Genomic DNA, 19,838 nt, shown 5'->3' with positions numbered 1-19,838 from the left:
AAGCAGACTGCTAAATATGGCAGTCTGCTAAACAGTGACTACACTGGTTTAAAGGGGTGAATGACAGGGGTCATTTGCCTGGCAGGTCTAACTCCGACAGGAGCCATTTCGTGAAAGACTTATTAAAGTTTCTGAAAGCGCAAACCAAGACCGAAGAGTTTGATGCGATCAAAATTGCTCTGGCATCACCTGATATGATCCGTTCATGGTCATTTGGTGAAGTTAAAAAGCCAGAAACAATTAACTACCGTACGTTCAAACCAGAACGTGACGGCCTTTTCTGTGCCCGTATTTTCGGACCAGTAAAAGATTACGAATGTTTGTGTGGTAAATACAAACGTTTAAAACACCGTGGTGTTATTTGTGAGAAGTGTGGCGTTGAAGTCACACAAACTAAAGTTCGTCGTGAACGTATGGGTCACATCGAATTAGCTTCTCCAGTGGCGCACATCTGGTTCTTGAAATCACTGCCGTCCCGTATCGGTCTGCTGTTGGATATGCCACTGCGCGATATTGAACGTGTACTGTATTTTGAATCTTATGTTGTTGTTGAAGGCGGTATGACCAGCCTTGAACGTGGCCAAATCTTAACAGAAGAGCAATACCTCGATGCATTAGAAGAATTCGGTGATGAATTTGATGCGAAGATGGGTGCTGAAGCTGTTCAGAACTTGTTACAGAGCATGGATCTGGAACAAGAGTGTGAAACGCTGCGTGAAGAGTTAAATGAGACTAACTCTGAAACTAAACGTAAGAAACTGACTAAACGTATCAAGTTACTTGAAGCATTCATGCAATCAGGCAATAAACCTGAGTGGATGATCTTAACTGTACTGCCAGTGTTACCACCAGACTTACGTCCACTGGTTCCACTTGATGGTGGTCGTTTTGCGACTTCTGACTTGAACGATTTATATCGTCGCGTTATCAACCGTAATAACCGTTTAAAACGCCTGCTAGATTTAGCAGCTCCAGACATTATCGTACGTAACGAAAAACGTATGTTACAAGAGTCTGTTGATGCGTTATTAGATAACGGTCGTCGCGGTCGTGCAATTACAGGCTCTAACAAACGTCCTCTGAAATCTTTGGCTGATATGATCAAAGGTAAACAAGGTCGTTTCCGTCAAAACCTGTTAGGTAAACGTGTTGACTATTCTGGTCGTTCTGTAATCACCGTTGGTCCATACCTGCGTCTGCATCAGTGTGGTCTGCCGAAAAAAATGGCACTTGAATTATTCAAACCATTTATTTACGGAAAACTGGAAACCCGTGGTTTAGCGACAACAATTAAAGCCGCTAAAAAAATGGTTGAGCGTGAAGAAGCGGTAGTTTGGGATATCTTAGATGAAGTTATCCGTGAACACCCAGTTATGCTAAACCGTGCACCGACACTTCACCGTTTAGGTATACAGGCGTTTGAACCAATCCTGATTGAAGGTAAAGCTATTCAGTTACACCCACTCGTTTGTGCGGCATATAACGCCGACTTCGATGGTGACCAAATGGCGGTTCACGTTCCATTGACATTAGAAGCGCAGTTAGAAGCTCGCGCGTTGATGATGTCAACTAACAATATTCTGTCTCCAGCAAGTGGTGACCCAATTATCGTTCCTTCACAGGACGTGGTATTAGGTCTTTACTACATGACTCGTGATTGCATCAATGCCAAAGGTGAAGGCATGGTGTTAAGTGGTCCAAAAGAAGCTGAACGCGTTTATCGCGCAGGTTTAGCCTCTTTACACGCGCGTGTTAAAGTACGTATCACTGAAGAGATCAAAGATGGCGAAGGTAATATCACCACTGAAACTAGCTTAAAAGACACTACAGTTGGTCGTGCTATTTTATGGATGATTGTACCAAAAGGCCTACCTTACGCACTGGTTAACCAACCATTAGGTAAAAAAGCTATTTCTAAAATGCTGAATACCTGCTACCGCGTAATGGGCTTAAAGCCAACAGTTATTTTTGCTGACCAAATCATGTATACCGGTTTTGCTTACGCAGCACGTTCTGGTGCTTCAGTAGGTATCGATGACATGGTTATCCCTGCGAAAAAAGCAGAGATTATTGCCGAGGCAGAAGCAGAAGTTGCAGAAATTCAGGAACAGTTCCAATCCGGTCTGGTAACAGCGGGTGAACGTTACAACAAAGTCATCGATATTTGGGCTGCTGCGAATGAACGCGTCGCTAAAGCGATGATGGAAAATCTGTCTACAGAAACTGTGATCAACCGTGATGGTGAAGAAGAACAACAAGTTTCCTTCAACAGCATCTTTATGATGGCTGACTCCGGTGCTCGTGGTTCTGCAGCTCAGATCCGTCAGTTAGCGGGTATGCGTGGTCTGATGGCTAAGCCAGATGGTTCCATTATCGAAACCCCAATCACTGCGAACTTCCGTGAAGGTCTGAACGTACTCCAGTACTTCATCTCAACCCACGGTGCTCGTAAAGGTTTGGCGGATACCGCACTGAAAACAGCAAACTCCGGTTACTTGACTCGTCGTTTAGTTGACGTTGCACAAGACCTTGTCGTAACAGAAAGCGACTGTGGTACAACCGAAGGTGTAATGATGACTCCGGTCATTGAAGGTGGAGATGTTAAAGAGCCACTGCGTGAGCGTGTATTAGGACGGGTAACGGCAGAAGATATCCTGAAACCAGGTACTGCAGATATCCTTGTTCCACGTAATACGCTGTTAAACGAAAAACTGTGTGATCTGTTAGAAGAAAACTCAGTAGACAGCGTTAAAGTTCGTTCAGTTGTAACCTGTGACACAGACTTTGGTGTATGTGCTAAATGTTATGGTCGTGACCTTGCTCGTGGTCATATCATCAACAAAGGTGAAGCTATCGGTGTTATCGCAGCACAGTCAATCGGTGAGCCTGGTACACAGTTAACGATGCGTACGTTCCACATCGGTGGTGCGGCATCCCGTGCGGCAGCAGAATCAAGCATTCAGGTACGTAATAAAGGTACACTGAAATTGATCAATGCGAAATTTATCACCAACACTGCTGGTAAGTTAGTGATTACTTCTCGTAATACAGAATTACGTCTGATTGACGAATTCGGTCGTACGAAAGAAAGCTATAAAGTACCTTATGGTGCTCAATTATCGAAAGGTGATGGCGAAGCTGTAAACGGTGGCGAAACAGTTGCTAACTGGGATCCACATACCATGCCTGTGGTGAGTGAAGTTTCTGGTATTATCCGTTTTGCTGACATGGTTGATGGTCAAACCATTACTCGTCAAACGGATGAATTAACCGGTCTTTCTTCACTGGTTGTTCTGGATACTGCAGAGCGTACTGGTAGCGGTAAAGATTTACGTCCAGCATTGCGCATCACCGATGCACAAGGTAATGATGTATTAATCCCGAATACAGATATGCCGGCACAGTACTTCCTACCAGGTAAAGCTATCGTTCAATTAGATGATGGCGTTGCTATTAATGCGGGTGATACGTTAGCACGTATTCCTCAAGAATCTGGTGGTACTAAAGATATTACCGGTGGTCTACCACGCGTTGCTGACTTGTTTGAAGCTCGTCGTCCGAAAGAGCCTGCAATCCTTGCTGAAATCAGCGGTATTGTTTCTTTCGGTAAAGAAACGAAAGGTAAACGTCGCTTAGTTATTTCTCCATTAGATGGTAGCGATGCATACGAAGAGATGATCCCTAAATGGCGTCAACTTAACGTATTTGAAGGTGAGGTTGTGGAACGCGGTGATGTTATCTCCGATGGTCCAGAATCACCACATGACATTCTGCGCTTACGTGGTGTTCATGCGGTTACTCGCTATATCACTAATGAAGTACAGGAAGTTTACCGTTTACAAGGGGTTAAGATTAACGATAAACACATTGAAGTTATCGTTCGTCAGATGCTACGTAAAGTGACTATCGAAAATGCCGGTAGCTCTGAATTCCTTGAAGGTGAACAAGTTGAATACGCTCGTGTTAAAGTTTCGAACCGTATTTTAGAAGAAGAAGGTAAAGTACCAGCAACATACTCTCGTGACCTATTAGGTATTACGAAAGCATCACTGGCTACTGAGTCTTTCATCTCTGCGGCATCGTTCCAAGAAACAACACGCGTACTGACTGAAGCTGCTGTTGCAGGTAAACGTGACGAATTACGTGGTTTAAAAGAAAACGTTATTGTGGGTCGTCTGATCCCTGCAGGTACTGGTTTTGCGTACCATCAGGATCGTATCCAACGTCGTCAACAACAACTGCCAACGGATGAAACTGAAGCAACAATCAGTGCAGATGAAGCTTCTGCTAACTTAGCAGAATTGCTGAATGCAGGTTTCGGCGGTTCATCAAATAACTAATTGATACTGCATTAGTTTTAAATATAAATACCCTCGATAACTATCGAGGGTATTTTTTTGCTCTTTTTATACTTGTATAGGTAAGTTAAATAATTAAGTTTATATTTTTCAGATATTTATGATAATTTTTTACTAAGTAAAAGGTCATTTTTTCTGTAAGCTGGCGATCCACATTTAGCACGGAGTCAGCGATGAATAAACCTATTTTAATTTCTTCTCATGATGCTGCATTCAAACGCTTCATGATGAATATCAGTAATGCTAAGGATTTCTTTTTTATCCATTTATCAGATGAATTAAAAAGCTATTGTGATTTTTCAACTTTAAAGCTACAAAATTCCTCTTTTATCGATATTAAATTACGTTCTCGTATGTCAGATATTCTCTACTCAGTGAAAACCAAAACGGGGAATATCTCAATTTATTTCTTAATTGAGCACCAATCTCGACCAGATAAAATGATCGCTTGGCGTATGATGCACTATGCGTTTTGCACGATGAATCAGCATCTACAGCAAGGTTACACATCTTTGCCATTGGTTGTTCCTATCTTGTTTTATCATGGCAAACGCAAGCCTTATCCTTTTTCTGTCAATTGGTTAGATTGTTTTCCGCTTTCTACATTGGCAAATCAACTCTATCTTAATAATTTTGCATTAATTGATTTGAATTCAATTGATGATGAAATTTTATTAACACATAGAAAAGCCGCTGTAATGGAAATTGCAATGAAACATGTGAACAGTTGCGATGATCTTGATAAGTTAGCGATGCTTCTCTCAAAAGCGATAAATCAGAAAAACTGCAGTGATGAAGACACTATCGCTGTTGTACAATATTTATTCTCAATTATGGACGCGGCGGATTTTGAATCCATCATAAATAAGATAGCTGAACAAGTAGATAATCATAGAGAGACGATTATGAATATTGCATGGCGGTTAGAAAATAAAGGATTTAAATTAGGAAAAATGGAGGGGATAGAGATAGGTAAAAATGAAGGTATAGAAATAGGTAAAAAGATAGTACAAATACAATTAGCAAAAAACTTATTAAAAGAAAATGTTGAGTTGGAATTTATTGAACGAATAACTGGTTTAAGTATACAAGAACTTAAAATATTGCTTTTAACTTAATGAAATAGTTAGTTAACTTAATCTTTTTAAGAAAAATTTATTGTTATATCTAACGTATTGATATTATTTTTTATTATTTATTACTATGTGTTATGTAATAAAACCGCGATTATATTTATTAAAAAAATAAATTAAAACGCGGTATTATTTTATCTCTATTAACGACCTAAATAGTTATCCCAATCTTTCCATACAGGCTGTAATCCTCGTGTTTTGAGGGCATTAATTACATCACTGACATGACGATTATCATTAGGTGAAAATTGCTCTAACTCCTCATGGCTATCAGAATAACCACCGGGCTGAGTTTTAGAGCCAGCGCTGATATTATTGATGGCTAAAGGTACTGTATTATCGCGAAAGTAAGGCGATTCACGTGTTGAAAGGGAAAGCTCAACATCGGGGGCTAAAATACGAAAAGCACAAATCAACTGAACTAATTCTGCTTCACTCATTACCGATGCAGGATTAAGCCCACCAGCACATGGGCGTAGACGAGGAAAGGAGATAGAGTAACGACTTTTCCAGTAACGTTTTTGTAAAAATAGCAGATGCTCAGCCACCATATAACAATCGGTACGCCATCTGTCAGATAAACCAATTAGTGCACCTAAACCAATTTTATCAATGCCGGCTTGCCCTAATCTATCAGGGGTTTGTAACCGCCAATGAAAATCTTGTTTTTTTCCTCTTAGATGATGCAACTGATAAGTGGGTTCATGATAGGTTTCTTGATAAACCATTACACCATCAATACCGAGCGTTTTTAATTCAGCATACTCATTGGTCGCCAGAGGTTGTACTTCCATCATTAATAAACTGAACTGCTGGCGAATAAGCGGTATATATTGACGGAAATAATCCATACCAACTTTTCTTTGATGCTCTCCTGTAACGAGTAGCAGGCTATCAAAACCTAATTGCCGAATGCTATGACATTCAGCAAGGATTTCGTCTTCATTTAATGTTTTGCGCTTGATGGCATTACTCATTGAAAAACCACAATAAGTGCAATCATTAGCACATAAATTAGAGAGGTATAGTGGAACATATAAACCGACAACATTACCAAAACGTTGTCGAGTTAGTTGCTGGGCTCGTTGTGCCATTGGTTCTAAATAATGTCGGCCAGCTGGGGAGATCAGCGCCATAAAATCATCAAGAGTTAAAGTATGATGAGATAAAGCAGTTTCAACATCTTCACAAGTTTTACTATTCAGTCTTAACGTGATGTCATCCCAATCTAATTGTTGCCAATAATCAGAAAATGTTTTCATTAGAAAGCCTCTAAATATTGGGTTAATGGGCTAGAGGCTTGTGCTTGCATATGTGTTATTGCAGTCGGTACAGCCAGTCCAGATTGTCGAGTAAGCTCTCCAGCATCAATTGCAGCTTTAAAAGCTTGAGCCATTAAAACTGGATTTTTAGCTACGGCTATGGCGGTATTGACGAGTACAGCATCCGCACCCAATTCTAAAGCTTCAAGAGCATGGCTTGGTGCGCCAATACCAGCGTCAACAACAACGGGTATTGAGGTTTGTTCAATAATAATCCGCAAAAAATCGCGAGTTTGTAAACCCTGATTGGAACCAATAGGTGAACCTAACGGCATTACAGCTGCGCATCCTACCTCTTCTAAGCGACGGCATAATACCGGATCAGCACTGCAATAAGGTAAAACCACAAAACCTTCTTTAACGAGAAGTTCAGCCGCCTTAAGTGTTTCTATTGGATCTGGAAGTAGGTATTTGGTATCAGGATGAATTTCTAATTTGATCCAATGGGTATCAAAGGCCTCTTTTGCTAATCGTGCAGCAAAAACGGCTTCTTGTGCTGTTTTTGCACCAGAAGTATTAGGTAATAATTTTACCCCTAATGATTTAAGAGGGGCGATTAGATCATCATTGCCATTTTTTAAATCAACACGCTTCATTGCCATTGTGACTAATTGGCTACCAGAGGCTTTAATGGCTTCAGCCATGAGTGTTGGTGTCGCAAATTTACCTGTACCAGTAAATAACCTTGATGTGAATGTAGTATCAGCAATTTTCAACATATCAGCCTCCCGCAATTGCTTGAAAGAGAAGAATTGTGTCACCCTCATTGATCATTTGTGTATTCCAGTTTTCACGCGGAATAATGATGTCGTTGATAGCGAGTGCCACCCCCATAGAGGGTTGTTTTAACTCAATAAGGAGCTGGCTTATCGTGACAGGCATATCCAGAGAATAACGTTCGTCATTTACGGTAATATTCATGCTAACCCTCGACAAACAGGACAGTTTTTTGATGGTGTTAAGCGCAAGGTGCTCCAATTTTGTTTTCTACCATCGAACAGACGTAGTTTTCCACTTAACGTACTTGGTAAACCTGCAAGTAACTTAATTGCTTCAAGTGCCTGCAGAGTACCAATGACCCCTACAACGGGGCCTAGAATTCCAGCTGTTTGGCAATTGCGTTGTGGCTCTTTGTTATCAGGATAGAGACAGTGGTAACAACCATGCATAAAAGGGGGCTCAAACACGATCAACTGACCACTAAATCCAACGGCACTGCCACTAATAAGCGGTATTTGTTGTTTAACACAGATACGATTGATTGCTTGGCGAGTGCTCATGTTATCAGTGCAATCTAAAACTAAATCGATGTTTTGAAGCAACGTAGAGAGAAAATCATCATTAACACGTTGTTTATAGGTGGTGATTTTAATGTCAGGATTTAAGGCAAGTAGAGCCTGTTTGGCGATGTCTGATTTTGCATCTGGGATATCTTGAGTGCGATAGAGAATTTGACGCTGTAAATTCGAGACATGCAAATTATCATCATCGACTAAAATAAGTTCACCCACTCCTGCACCTGCTAGATAAAGTGATGCTGGAGAGCCTAACCCACCTAAGCCAATAATTAATACTCTGGCTTGCTGTATTTTGGTTTGCCCTTCTAAGCCTATATCTTCTAACACCACTTGTCGGCTATAACGCATAAAATCATTATCATTTAGCATGATGGTTTTCCCTCTACTAATTCTAATAATTTAAGTGTTACCTGTTGCCAATCTGATGCCTTTGTTATTGCACTCACTAAAGCAACTCCACCAACGCCAGTTGCTACGACATCAGAGACTTTTTCTAGAGAGATCCCGCCAATAGCAACGGTTGGAAAATCATGAGTTTGTTCTACTTGATACTTGAGTGCTCTTAAACCTTGTGGCTTTGATGGCATATCTTTCGTCGTCGTTGGAAATATATGCCCTAAAGCAATATAAGAGGGAAGTAGCCTTTTTGCTCTTTGTAGTTCAGTGTCATTATGGGTGGAAATACCAAGGCATAAACCTGACTGTTTAATAGCATCAAGATCGGCAATGTCGAGATCTTCTTGTCCAAGATGAACACCATAAGCGTGATGTTTAATGGCGAGTTGCCAATAATCATTGATAAATAATCTTGCGTTATACTTACGACCTAATTTGATTGCAGTGATTATATCTTGTTCAACATCTTTGGGCTGTTTATCTTTGATGCGTAATTGGATCGTTGTTACACCTATTTTCAACAGGCGCTCAATCCATTCAATAGAATCGACAACAGGGTAAAGCCCCAACTTTTTTTCGGTTGGGGCAAAAGCCGAATTAGAGGATCTGTTCATTATCAGCTACCTCGGAACTGGCTATTTCTGCACTGTGGTATAGCTCACTACCATGGGCTTTAAAGGCTTGTGACATTTGCTCCATACCTGCTGCATAATCACGCACTTCTTGTGTTATCTTCATTGAGCAGAATTTAGGTCCACACATAGAGCAGAAGTGAGCGACTTTCCCCGATGCTTGAGGTAAGGTTTCATCGTGATATTGACGGGCAGTTTCAGGATCAAGTGCTAGATTAAATTGATCTTCCCATCGAAACTCAAAACGGGCTTTAGACATGGCGTTATCACGAATTTGCGCGCCGGGATGTCCTTTGGCAAGATCAGCAGCATGGGCGGCGATTTTATAAGTAATAAGACCTTGTTTCACATCTTCTTTATTGGGGAGTCCGAGATGCTCTTTCGGAGTGACATAACAGAGCATGGCACAGCCAAACCAGCCAATCATTGCAGCGCCAATACCGGAAGTAAAATGATCGTAGCCCGGTGCTATATCAGTTGTTAGAGGGCCTAATGTATAGAAGGGGGCTTCATGACAATGCTCTAGTTCTTCCGTCATATTGCGACGTATCATCTGCATTGGTACATGACCCGGGCCTTCAATCATGACTTGTACATCATATTCCCAAGCAATCTTTGTTAATTCACCCAAGGTATGTAATTCAGCGAACTGTGCTTCATCGTTAGCATCTTGGATAGAGCCAGGTCTTAGACCATCACCTAATGATAATGAAACATCATAAGCGGTGCAGATTTCGCAAATCTCCCGGAAGTGGGTATAGAGGAAATTCTCTTTATGGTGTGATAAACACCACTTCGCCATAATTGATCCACCACGAGAGACAATGCCCGTTAAACGTTTTGCGGTCATAGGAACATAGCGTAATAGGACACCTGCATGGATAGTGAAGTAATCTACCCCTTGTTCCGCTTGTTCTAATAAAGTATCACGGAACATTTCCCAAGTGAGATCTTCTGCAATACCGTTAACTTTTTCGAGAGCTTGATAAATAGGAACAGTACCAATAGGGACTGGGCTATTACGGATGATCCATTCACGTGTTTCGTGGATATAACGTCCAGTTGACAGATCCATTACCGTATCGGCCCCCCAACGTGTTGACCAAATCAGTTTTTCTACTTCTTCTTCGATAGATGAGGTAACCGAAGAGTTGCCGATATTAGCATTCACCTTAACTAAGAAATTACGGCCAATAATCATCGGCTCAGATTCTGGGTGATTGATATTGGCAGGAATAATGGCACGGCCGGCGGCAACTTCTTGGCGTACAAACTCAGGCGTAATATTGTCAGGTAAATGTGCACCAAAGCTAAATCCGGCATGTTGTTGGCGTAATACTTCGCTACGAATACGTTCTCGCCCCATATTTTCTCGAATGGCAATAAATTCCATTTCTGGCGTAATAATACCTTTGCGAGCGTAATGTAATTGCGTCACTCTCTTATTATTTAGCGCTTTTCTAGGGCTGGGTTTTAACGGAAAGCGTAGATGTTCTAATCCTGCATCAGTAAGGCGTTGTTGAGTGAAATCAGAACTTAAGTGTGAAAGAGGTTCGGTATCATTACGCGCATCAATCCATGGTTGGCGAATTTTTTTTAAGCCAAGATTAACGTCAAGTTGAGAAGTTGGATCACCATAAGGCCCTGAAGTGTCATAGACTGGAATAGGTTCATTCTCTTCAAAAATAGGATCTTCTTTTGAGCCACCGATCAGGGTCTTATCAAGTTGGATCTCACGCATTGGCACTTGAATATCTGAACGAGTACCAGTGATATAAATACGTTTTGAATTGGGAAAATTAATACCTTGAATAGTGCTAATAAAGGATTGCGCTGCATCGCGTTGTTCTTTACGTGGGCGCTGTTTATTCGCAGTGGGCGAAACATCTTTAATAGAGATAGTTTGATTTTTGGACATAGCATTTCCTAATAAATATCAATCAAGCACAAGGCTTGTCGGGTGAATATTGAGAAAAATGCTTGTCTGGAGGTCGCAGGGAGTATCGACAGATAAGAGTGTAAAAAATAGACACAATGAAGCTATCTAAAGGTCGAATGACTCTTGTTCCCTTCGCGGGTATTAGCCCGATCAGGTTCCGCGGATCCCGAATTAACGGTCTCAGCCTGTGTTTAAAATAGCCTTATAAACACTAGGCACTCCGACAAGAATGCCCACAGTATATTAAAGATCTTAAAAACTACAAGCCCGATAATGATTATTTATTTAACTGCCAGTAGCACTGTTGCCATTCTTTTTCTGTTGCTATTTGGCTTAATCTTTCATCGGCGTTAATGGTGATAACCTCATTTGCTTGATAGCATAAAGGGAGATCGTTGGCTGAGTCAGTATAGAAATAAATATAAGAATTATTAATGTTGTTTCGTTCTTTCCACTGATTGAGTCGAGTGACTTTACCCTCTCTAAAGGTAGGAATACCCTCAATATGGCCTGTATAATGATTATTTTTTATCTGCATATCAATGCCCATAGAAATATCTGCATTAAGTTGTTTTGCAATCGCATGTACTAGAAAAGACATAGTTGCAGAGATAATGATAACGGGGATATTTTGTTGTCGGTATAGGTTTATGGTATTAATGCCTTGGGGATAGAGCAATGGCTTGATTATGGTATGAGTAAAATCAGTAACCCATTGATTTATTTCTTCAATATTATTCTGATTAAAATAAGATAAATGTTGGTGTAAGTACTGATTTATATTGAGCCTTTCTGCGTAATAGTCAGCGATCATTTGTTTATCTAAAGCTAAAAAAGCAGGATCAGTGACTCTCTTTTTCTCCCACAAGTAATTTGTCCATAAACAGCTAGAATCTCCGGCTAACAGTGTTTCATCTAAATCAAAAATAGCGATCTTATGTTTCGTTATATTTGTCATTCGAGTGAACCTTATTTATAAATATAATTTATATTTTTACCATGGAGGTATAGATGAATTTTGGCGTAGCGACATAATTCATTGAGCGGCTCTTGTGAAAGAGAGTATCCTCTATTGTATATCATTAACTAAGATAGAATTATTACTATGCATTTATATACGCTAACAGGTGGTGAAAAAGGCTGGTGGACAGTCAGCCTAGGCGGCCGAGTTTGGTTACCCAAAGGTGAACTTCCATTTGGTTTAGCAACAGATTGGGGACTTGTGGGTAAACAAGCCAAAATTGTTGGGGAATGGCAAGGAGAAAATGTCTGGCTGATTTATGACAAAATGGAAAGCGATATGTGTTCACCAAGGCTTATCGCATCTCAAGATGAAAAGTTATTTAAATTAGTCGGTCGTGGTGTTCAACTTGCTGAATTTTATCGTTCTCATCGGTTTTGTGGCTATTGTGGGGCTAAAATGCGCCATAGTGAGAGTGAATGGGCATGTTTATGTGATAACTGTCATGAGCGTTATTACCCACAAATAGCACCTTGTATTATTGTTGGTATTCGTAATAAAGATAAAATTCTATTAGCACACCACGTTAGGCATAAACATTCACCACTCTACACCGTTTTAGCTGGTTTTGTTGAAGTAGGGGAAAGCTTAGAAGATGCGGTAGCTCGCGAAGTTTTTGAAGAAAGTCATATTCATATTCGCAATATTCGTTATGTTTCTTCACAACCATGGCCTTTCCCTCATTCTCTTATGATGGGTTTTCTTGCCGATTATGCAGGGGGAGAATTACGACATGATCCTTCGGAATTAATCAGTGCAGCATGGTATCGCTATGATGAGTTACCACAAATACCACCTTCTGATACTATTGCGCGACGTTTAATAGAAGATACGATAGCGAATATTAGACAAGATGAAGAAAATAGCTAAATAAAGGTGTTGCCTGCCAACTGTTATTTTTCCAACATGTTACACTACACGCTATTTTGCGGCCCTATTACTATTAATGGAGTTAGACATGAGTGAGTTGAAAAACGACCGCTATTTACGTGCGCTGTTGCGCCAACCTGTTGATGTCACCCCTGTTTGGATGATGCGTCAGGCAGGCAGATACCTTCCTGAATACAAGGAAACACGAGCACAGGCGGGAGACTTCATCTCATTGTGCAAAAATACCGAATTGGCATGCGAAGTTACCTTACAGCCTTTAAGACGTTTTCCTTTAGATGCCGCTATCCTATTTTCTGATATTTTAACTATCCCTGATGCGATGGGATTAGGTTTGTATTTTGAAACAGGGGAAGGTCCTCGTTTTAAAACACCGATAAATAGCCTTGATGATATAAAAAAATTACCTATTCCCGATCCGGAAGATGAACTAGGTTATGTCATGAATGCGGTACGTGCTATTCGTCATGCATTGCAAGGTAATGTGCCATTAATTGGTTTTTCAGGTAGTCCATGGACACTAGCTACTTATATGATTGAAGGTGGAAGTAGTAAGGCGTTCACAAAAATTAAAAAAATGATGTATAGCGAGCCACAAGCTCTGCATCTATTACTGGATAAACTGGCGGATAGCGTTATCCTTTATTTGAATGCTCAGATTAAAGCAGGGGCACAATCCATCATGATCTTCGATACATGGGGAGGTGTGCTAACAGGACGCGATTATCAATTGTTCTCATTACAATACATGCATAAGATTGTTGATGGTCTTATTCGTGAAAATGAGGGCAGAAAAGTTCCGGTCACCTTATTTACTAAAGGTGGTGGGCGTTGGTTAGAAGCGATGGCAGCCACAGGTTGTGATGCATTAGGACTTGATTGGACGATTGATATCGAAGATGCTCGCCGTCGAGTCGGTGATAAGGTTGCCTTACAAGGTAATATGGATCCTTCTATGTTGTATGCGCCACCAGCAAGAATAGAACAAGAAGTCGCTACGATTTTAGCTGGCTTTGGCAAAGGTACTGGTCATGTCTTTAATCTTGGGCACGGTATTCATCAAGATGTTCCACCAGCGCATGCTGGAGCATTTATTGATGCGGTTCACCGTCTATCGAAGCCTTATCATCAGGATAATGATTAATACTCAGCAATTACGTCAAGAGCAGACAGAGAAAGCTCAACAGATTATCTTAACCGACCAATTTATGGCACCAACTTATATTGCAGGTGCTGATGTCGGATTTGAAAATAGCGGTGCGGTCACTCGTGCCGCTATTGTTGTTATGCATTATCCCTCCTTTGAAATTGTTGAATATCAAATAGCCCGTATTGCAACATTACTACCTTATATTCCCGGACTCCTTTCATTCCGTGAGTGTCCCGCGTTATTAGAAGCTTGGCAGGGCATCAAGCAAAAACCGCAACTTGTTTTTGTTGATGGTCAAGGGATCGCACATCCTAGACGGTTAGGGGTGGCAAGTCATTTTGGACTCTTAGCCGATATTCCAACCATCGGTGTGGCAAAAAGTCGTTTATGTGGTGATGATAAAAAATTAGACGACGATGTAGGAAGTACGGAAAAATTAATGGATAAGAATGAGCAGTTAGGTTGGATTTATCGTAGTAAAAAAAGATGTAAACCTTTATATATTTCTCCAGGCTATAAAGTGAGTATGGAGAGTGCATTAGCGTGGGTAAAACGCTGTATAAATGGATATCGATTACCTGAACCGACTCGTTGGGCCGATGGTATTGCCTCAAATAGGCGATTATTTGAGCAATTGAATAAGAATAAGCTCTAAATCGGCGGTAAATATGTGGATATTTTCAATTTTCAGGTAAACTGCGGCTAAGTTAAGAAAATGAGTAATCACTAATGTTGAAGAACCCAATCCATTTACGTTTAGAAAAGCTTGAAAGTTGGCAACACTTAACGTTTATGGCGTGCCTGTGTGAGAGAATGTATCCAAATTATCAGGTATTTTGTCGCGAAACAGGATTTACTGATCCAACCCTGTATCGTCGTATTCTCGATCTAGTTTGGGAAACTTTAACGGTAAAAGATGCGAAGGTGAATTTTGATTCTCAATTAGAGAAATTAGAAGAAGCTATTCCTGATGCATCTCAGTTTGATATTTATGGTGTCTATCCTGCAATCGACGCCTGTGTGGCACTGAGTGAGCTTATTCATTCTCGTTTAAGTGGTGAGTCACTCAGTCATGCTATTGAAGTGAGCAAAATTTCGGTTGGAACTGTTGCTACACTTGAAATGACACAAGCAGAAAGAGAAATGTCTGAAGAAGAATTAAAATCTCTTGCTGCGGTCACTGAAGAGTTCGATATTCAATGGGAAATTTATCGCCTACTTGTTGAGTGCGAAGAAAGAGATATTGAACTAATAAAAGGTCTGCGTACAGACCTGCGCGAATCTGGAATGAGCAATATCGGTATAGAATTAACGCACTAAATCAGAAAAACGTGATTTAGTGCTTGAAAAGCGACGTTTAAAGACTTCACATTACCCCCGTGTATGTTCTACATTGGGTACGAAAAGAAGTGGCTCAGGTGTTTTGCTTAACTGACTCTCTAAAAAAGATGAATTAAGTTTTTTCACCAGATGTTTTTCAAACGATAAAACATACTTTAAGGACTATTTTATGAACAAAGCTGAATTAACCGAATCAGTTGCTGAAAAAGCGGATCTGACAAAAACTCAGGCAAAAGCTGCTATTGAAGCGTTTATCGACTCAGTAACAGGTGCTCTGAAAGAAGGTGATTCTGTCCAGTTAGTTGGTTTCGGTACATTCAAAGTGAATCACCGTGCAGAGCGTACTGGTCGTAACCCTCAAACTGGCAAAGAAATTAAAATTGCAGCAGCTAACGTTCCTGCATTTACTGCCGGTAAAGCACTGAAAGACGCAGTAAAATAATTCCTTTGAACGGAATGAACAATAGAGGGGGAGTTGCTCCCCTTTTGTTGAGACGACAGGGGCTGTTAGCAATAGGGTTCTCTTTTTTGCTCAGCGCCTGCTCTTCTTCTCCACAACTACCCGAATTTTCTGCAACGGGCTATATTGCAGATGAAGGGGTTGTGCGGCTTTGGCGTTTAAATAACAAAACATCAGAGCCTCAAGTGATTATGAGTGTCTATAGCTTTTATCAAAAGCCTGAAACTGTTGTCACTTTTTATGAGTACCGCCAAAATAGATTATGGCAAATTCGCAGTGAAATCGTTAATCCCTCCCATCCTTCCTCTTGGCATTTACGTTTAAATAAACGTGGCGAAGTTATCTTTATGCAACAAGAGTATCAAGGACAAAAGCGCCCATTAACAGAAGATGAACGTTTAAAAATGGTATTTGCAGCCAGTCGAGAACGAGAGATCAGTAAGGCATTGGCGATAGGTCAGGTAAAGTTAGTTCAAGGAACCTGGTATCAAGATACATTGACAACATGTGCGGGTGAAAAAGTGAATGTATCATTTGAAGCACCAGAACAACGTTGGCTAAAACGTAGAACACAGCATCTAACTCGTCCCGCTTATGTTGCTTGGCTGGATTCCCCCGAAGGTAACCAGTTGTTAATGGTTGCAGAACACGATTTTTGTAAATGGGAACCAACAAAAGAGAGTTTGTGATCACTCCCTTTTGCTGTTTTAACTTACTTTTTTAAACGCGCAATGGCACGATAGCCGATATCATGGCGATAGAAACAGCCATACCAGTGAATACTTTTGGCTAAAGCATAGGCATTCTTTTGAGCTTGTTCGATATCTTCCCCTAAAGCAGTTGCACATAATACTCGGCCTCCTGCTGTAACAACTTCACCTTGAACCGTTAATTTTGTTCCTGCTTGAAATACCTTAGCTGTTGAAGAAGATGTTGCTGTTAGTCCCTCAATAATATCATTTTGGCGGTAGTTATCAGGATAGCCACCGGCGGCCATTACAACACCTAAAGCGGGGCGGGGATCCCAAATGGAGTCTTTACCGGCTAGTTCGCCTTTTGCACCCGCTAAACAGAGATCAACTAAGTCTGATTGCATGCGCATCATAATAGGTTGCGTTTCCGGATCGCCAAAACGGCAGTTAAACTCAATGACTTTGGCAATACCTTGCTTATCAATCATTAAGCCTGCATAAAGAAAACCTTGATAGCGATGTCCTTCGGCAGCCATGCCTTTGACAGTTGGATAAATGATGTTATCCATGACTTGCTGGTGGATTTCAGGAGTAACAACCGGTGCAGGAGAATAAGCCCCCATTCCGCCGGTGTTTGGGCCTGAGTCACCATCACCGACGCGCTTATGATCTTGACTTGTTGCCATTGGAAGTACATTTTCACCATCCACCATAACAATAAAACTGGCTTCTTCTCCATCAAGAAATTCTTCAATAACAATACGGTGTCCTGCATCACCAAAAGCATTACCTGCTAACATATCTTTTATCGCATTTTCTGCTTCGGTATGTGTCATGGCAACAATGACACCTTTACCCGCAGCTAGGCCATCCGCTTTAATCACAATAGGTGTGCCAACTTTATGGAGATATTCAAGTGCAGGCGCTATTTCAGTAAAGTTTTGATAAGCTGCCGTTGGGATATGATGGCGGGCTAAAAAATCTTTTGTAAATGCTTTCGAACCTTCTAGTTGTGCCGCACCTTTGGTGGGGCCAAAAATCATGAGCCCCGCTTGTTTGAACGCATCTACTACACCAATTACCAATGGTGCCTCAGGCCCCACAATGGTTAAATCAATGTGATTTTGTTGGGCAAATGCAACTAATGCGGCAATATCAGTGGCACTAATATCGACGTTTTGTACGCCATGTTCTAATGCTGTTCCTGCATTACCAGGGGCAACAAACACTTGGGTTGCTAAAGGAGATTGCGCTGCTTTCCAAGCTAGTGCATGTTCACGACCACCATTACCAATGATTAAAATTTTCATAGCAATCCCTTATTAATGGCGGAAATGACGCATGTTAGTAAAAATCATCGCGATATTGTGTTCATTAGCTGCAGCAATTACTTCATCATCACGAATAGAACCACCTGGCTGAATAACACAAGTTACACCGGCCATAGCTGCCGCATCAATACCATCTCTAAAGGGAAAGAATGCATCAGATGCCATGGCGCAACCTGCTACTTCTAAACCTTCATCAGCCGCTTTAATCCCTGCTATTTTAGCAGAATAGACACGGCTCATTTGGCCCGCACCGATGCCAATCGTCATGTCATTTTTGGCATACACAATTGCGTTGGATTTCACAAATTTTGCAACTTTCCAGCAAAATAGCGCATCTTTCCATTCTCGTTCACTAGGCTGGCGTTGCGTGACAACCCTTAGGTTTTCTTCTTTAACCATACCTAAATCACGATCTTGTACTAATAAGCCTCCGTTAACCCGTTTGAAATCAAGTGCAGGTTTAGCTTCTTGCCATTCACCACAGGCTAATACACGAACATTAGGTTTGGTTGCTAAAATAGGTAGAGCATCTTCATTAATAGACGGCGCGATAATGACTTCGACAAATTGACGCTCTATAACGGCACTTGCTGTTTTTGCATCTAAGCTTCTATTGAAAGCGATAATACCGCCAAATGCAGAAGTTGGATCAGTTTTAAATGCCTTGTCATATGCTTGTGTGAGAGTGTCCGCAATAGCAACGCCACAAGGGTTTGCATGTTTCACGATAACACAAGCTGGTTCGGAAAATGATTTCACGCATTCCAATGCAGCATCAGTATCGGCAATATTGTTATAAGAGAGTGCTTTACCTTGTAATTGATTTGCTGTTGCGATAGAGGCTTCTTCAATATTCTCTTCTATATAGAAAGCCGCTTGCTGATGAGCATTCTCACCATAACGCATATCTTGTTTCTTTATATAGTTAAGATTTAAGGTACGAGGGAAGGTTCCTGATGGTTGTGAAGTATCACCATAATAAGGTGCAACTTTTTGGCCAAAGTAGTTCGCAATCATACTGTCATAAGCTGCGGTATGCTCAAAGGCTTTAATGGCTAAATCAAAACGTGTATCTAAAGTCAGACTGTTTTGGTGATTGTCCATTTCTTCAATCACTTTTTCATAGTCATTGCTATTAACCACAATGGTGACGTCTTTATGGTTCTTTGCTGCGGAACGAACCATGGTAGGACCACCAATATCAATATTCTCAACAGCATCTGCTAATGAGCAATCGGGACGAGCTACTGTTTTAGCGAAGGGATAAAGATTGACAACAACCATGTCGATAGGACGAATATCATGTTCCTCCATAATGGTATCATCTTGTCCACGACGTCCTAAAATACCACCATGTACTTTAGGGTGAAGTGTTTTTACACGACCATCCATCATTTCTGGAAAACCGGTGTAGTCAGAGACTTCTATAACGGGTAAGCCAGCTTCTGCTAATAGACGCGCTGTCCCCCCTGTTGATAAAAGTTCTACATTTCTTTCTACAAGCGCTTTCGCAAATTCTAAAATACCTGCTTTATCAGACACACTTAAAAGAGCACGGCGGATAGGACGAAGGTGTTGCATGAGTTTTATCCCTTGGGTTTTTGTATAACAGTAGTCATTGTGATGAAAAGTCACGTTGATACAGTGAAATTGTGTTTGCACCACTAACATTTCAGAAGATGAAGACAAAATCAATCTCACTCATTTGGGTATTATAATAACGCAAACGTTTGCGTTTGACATGCTAAATTTGTGGGAAAAGATGGCTTGTGGATAAAATTGTTGATAACTGCGTATAACTAAGGGTTTTGCTGTGGAATTAAGCAAACGAATTTTTTTCTTAAAAAAACTATTGCCAGCCTCAGAAAACTCCCTAT

17 protein-coding genes and 1 riboswitch are annotated in these 19,838 nt (G+C 40.8%); of the genes, 8 read left to right on the top strand and 9 right to left on the bottom strand.

The genetic code is table 11. The features are described 5' to 3' along the window. The first annotated feature begins 110 nt into the window (after positions 1–110). Together rpoC and HMPREF3129_RS03870 are read left to right on the top strand one after the other, a co-directional pair. Positions 111–4,340, top strand: a complete 4,230-nt coding sequence (gene rpoC, locus HMPREF3129_RS03875; protein ID WP_004246908.1) for a DNA-directed RNA polymerase subunit beta' — start codon at positions 111–113, stop codon at positions 4,338–4,340. 191 nt (positions 4,341–4,531) lie between these two features. After that, positions 4,532–5,476, top strand: a complete 945-nt coding sequence (locus HMPREF3129_RS03870) for an Rpn family recombination-promoting nuclease/putative transposase (RefSeq protein WP_036919215.1) — start codon at positions 4,532–4,534, stop codon at positions 5,474–5,476. Between the two features lie 158 nt (positions 5,477–5,634). On the opposite strand, the gene thiH is transcribed toward HMPREF3129_RS03870, so the two are convergent. The 7 genes from thiH to HMPREF3129_RS03835 all read right to left on the bottom strand — a co-directional run bounded on the left by thiH (position 5,635) and on the right by HMPREF3129_RS03835 (position 12,036). Beyond that, positions 5,635–6,753 carry a 2-iminoacetate synthase ThiH gene (thiH, locus tag HMPREF3129_RS03865; RefSeq protein ID WP_004249130.1) on the bottom strand — a complete coding sequence of 373 codons (1,119 nt, stop codon included), beginning with the start codon at positions 6,751–6,753 and terminating at the stop codon, positions 5,635–5,637. Beyond that, complete coding sequence (locus tag HMPREF3129_RS03860) at positions 6,753–7,532, bottom strand: thiazole synthase (protein WP_036919213.1); 780 nt, start codon at positions 7,530–7,532, stop codon at positions 6,753–6,755. Before HMPREF3129_RS03860 ends, thiH begins: the two co-directional genes overlap by 1 nt. A gap of 1 nt (position 7,533) precedes the next feature. After that, positions 7,534–7,734, bottom strand: a complete 201-nt coding sequence (thiS, locus tag HMPREF3129_RS03855; RefSeq protein ID WP_004250087.1) for a sulfur carrier protein ThiS — start codon at positions 7,732–7,734, stop codon at positions 7,534–7,536. Next, complete coding sequence (locus HMPREF3129_RS03850; protein ID WP_036919210.1) at positions 7,731–8,480, bottom strand: HesA/MoeB/ThiF family protein; 750 nt, start codon at positions 8,478–8,480, stop codon at positions 7,731–7,733. The genes thiS and HMPREF3129_RS03850 overlap by 4 nt, the downstream gene beginning before the upstream one ends. After that, complete coding sequence (gene thiE / locus HMPREF3129_RS03845) at positions 8,474–9,121, bottom strand: thiamine phosphate synthase (RefSeq protein WP_036919208.1); 648 nt, start codon at positions 9,119–9,121, stop codon at positions 8,474–8,476. The genes HMPREF3129_RS03850 and thiE overlap by 7 nt, the downstream gene beginning before the upstream one ends. Next, positions 9,105–11,057 carry a phosphomethylpyrimidine synthase ThiC gene (gene thiC, locus HMPREF3129_RS03840; RefSeq protein WP_004246916.1) on the bottom strand — a complete coding sequence of 651 codons (1,953 nt, stop codon included), beginning with the start codon at positions 11,055–11,057 and terminating at the stop codon, positions 9,105–9,107. Before thiC ends, thiE begins: the two co-directional genes overlap by 17 nt. A 131-nt stretch (positions 11,058–11,188) precedes the next feature. Beyond that, positions 11,189–11,311, bottom strand: a riboswitch (TPP riboswitch). Between the two features lie 44 nt (positions 11,312–11,355). Then, positions 11,356–12,036 (bottom strand): HAD family hydrolase, encoded by a 681-nt coding sequence (locus tag HMPREF3129_RS03835; RefSeq protein ID WP_036919206.1) that lies wholly within the window; start codon positions 12,034–12,036, stop codon positions 11,356–11,358. Between the two features lie 147 nt (positions 12,037–12,183). Here HMPREF3129_RS03835 and nudC point away from each other — a divergent pair, with 147 nt between their 5' ends. The 6 genes from nudC to HMPREF3129_RS03805 all read left to right on the top strand — a co-directional run bounded on the left by nudC (position 12,184) and on the right by HMPREF3129_RS03805 (position 16,627). Further along, positions 12,184–12,969 carry an NAD(+) diphosphatase gene (nudC, locus tag HMPREF3129_RS03830; protein WP_004246918.1) on the top strand — a complete coding sequence of 262 codons (786 nt, stop codon included), beginning with the start codon at positions 12,184–12,186 and terminating at the stop codon, positions 12,967–12,969. A gap of 88 nt (positions 12,970–13,057) precedes the next feature. Next, positions 13,058–14,131 (top strand): uroporphyrinogen decarboxylase, encoded by a 1,074-nt coding sequence (gene hemE / locus HMPREF3129_RS03825; RefSeq protein ID WP_004249140.1) that lies wholly within the window; start codon positions 13,058–13,060, stop codon positions 14,129–14,131. Further along, positions 14,124–14,792: a deoxyribonuclease V gene (gene nfi, locus HMPREF3129_RS03820; RefSeq protein ID WP_036900352.1), complete on the top strand. Its 669-nt coding sequence runs from the start codon at positions 14,124–14,126 to the stop codon at positions 14,790–14,792. The genes hemE and nfi overlap by 8 nt, the downstream gene beginning before the upstream one ends. A gap of 74 nt (positions 14,793–14,866) precedes the next feature. Then, a complete protein-coding gene (locus tag HMPREF3129_RS03815) occupies positions 14,867–15,457 on the top strand; it encodes a YjaG family protein (protein ID WP_004246921.1) in 591 nt (196 codons plus the stop codon). A 190-nt stretch (positions 15,458–15,647) separates the two neighbouring features. Continuing rightward, the gene (locus HMPREF3129_RS03810; RefSeq protein ID WP_004246922.1) at positions 15,648–15,920 is read left to right on the top strand and encodes an HU family DNA-binding protein; all 273 of its coding nucleotides are present in this window, start codon (positions 15,648–15,650) and stop codon (positions 15,918–15,920) included. Positions 15,921–15,934: 14 nt separating this feature from the next. Further along, positions 15,935–16,627, top strand: a complete 693-nt coding sequence (locus HMPREF3129_RS03805) for a DUF1481 domain-containing protein (RefSeq protein WP_004246923.1) — start codon at positions 15,935–15,937, stop codon at positions 16,625–16,627. A gap of 23 nt (positions 16,628–16,650) precedes the next feature. On the opposite strand, the gene purD is transcribed toward HMPREF3129_RS03805, so the two are convergent. Together purD and purH are read right to left on the bottom strand one after the other, a co-directional pair. After that, a complete protein-coding gene (gene purD, locus HMPREF3129_RS03800; RefSeq protein WP_004249142.1) occupies positions 16,651–17,940 on the bottom strand; it encodes a phosphoribosylamine--glycine ligase in 1,290 nt (429 codons plus the stop codon). 12 nt (positions 17,941–17,952) lie between these two features. Continuing rightward, the gene (gene purH, locus HMPREF3129_RS03795) at positions 17,953–19,542 is read right to left on the bottom strand and encodes a bifunctional phosphoribosylaminoimidazolecarboxamide formyltransferase/IMP cyclohydrolase (RefSeq protein WP_036919202.1); all 1,590 of its coding nucleotides are present in this window, start codon (positions 19,540–19,542) and stop codon (positions 17,953–17,955) included. Between the last annotated feature and the right edge of the window lie 296 nt (positions 19,543–19,838).

Source organism: Proteus sp. HMSC14B05 (assembly GCF_001808035.1).
GTDB classification, from domain to species: Bacteria; Pseudomonadota; Gammaproteobacteria; order Enterobacterales; family Enterobacteriaceae; genus Proteus; species Proteus mirabilis.
Note: the sequence above shows the minus strand (reverse complement) of the source record. Positions and strands in the feature narration are given on the sequence as shown.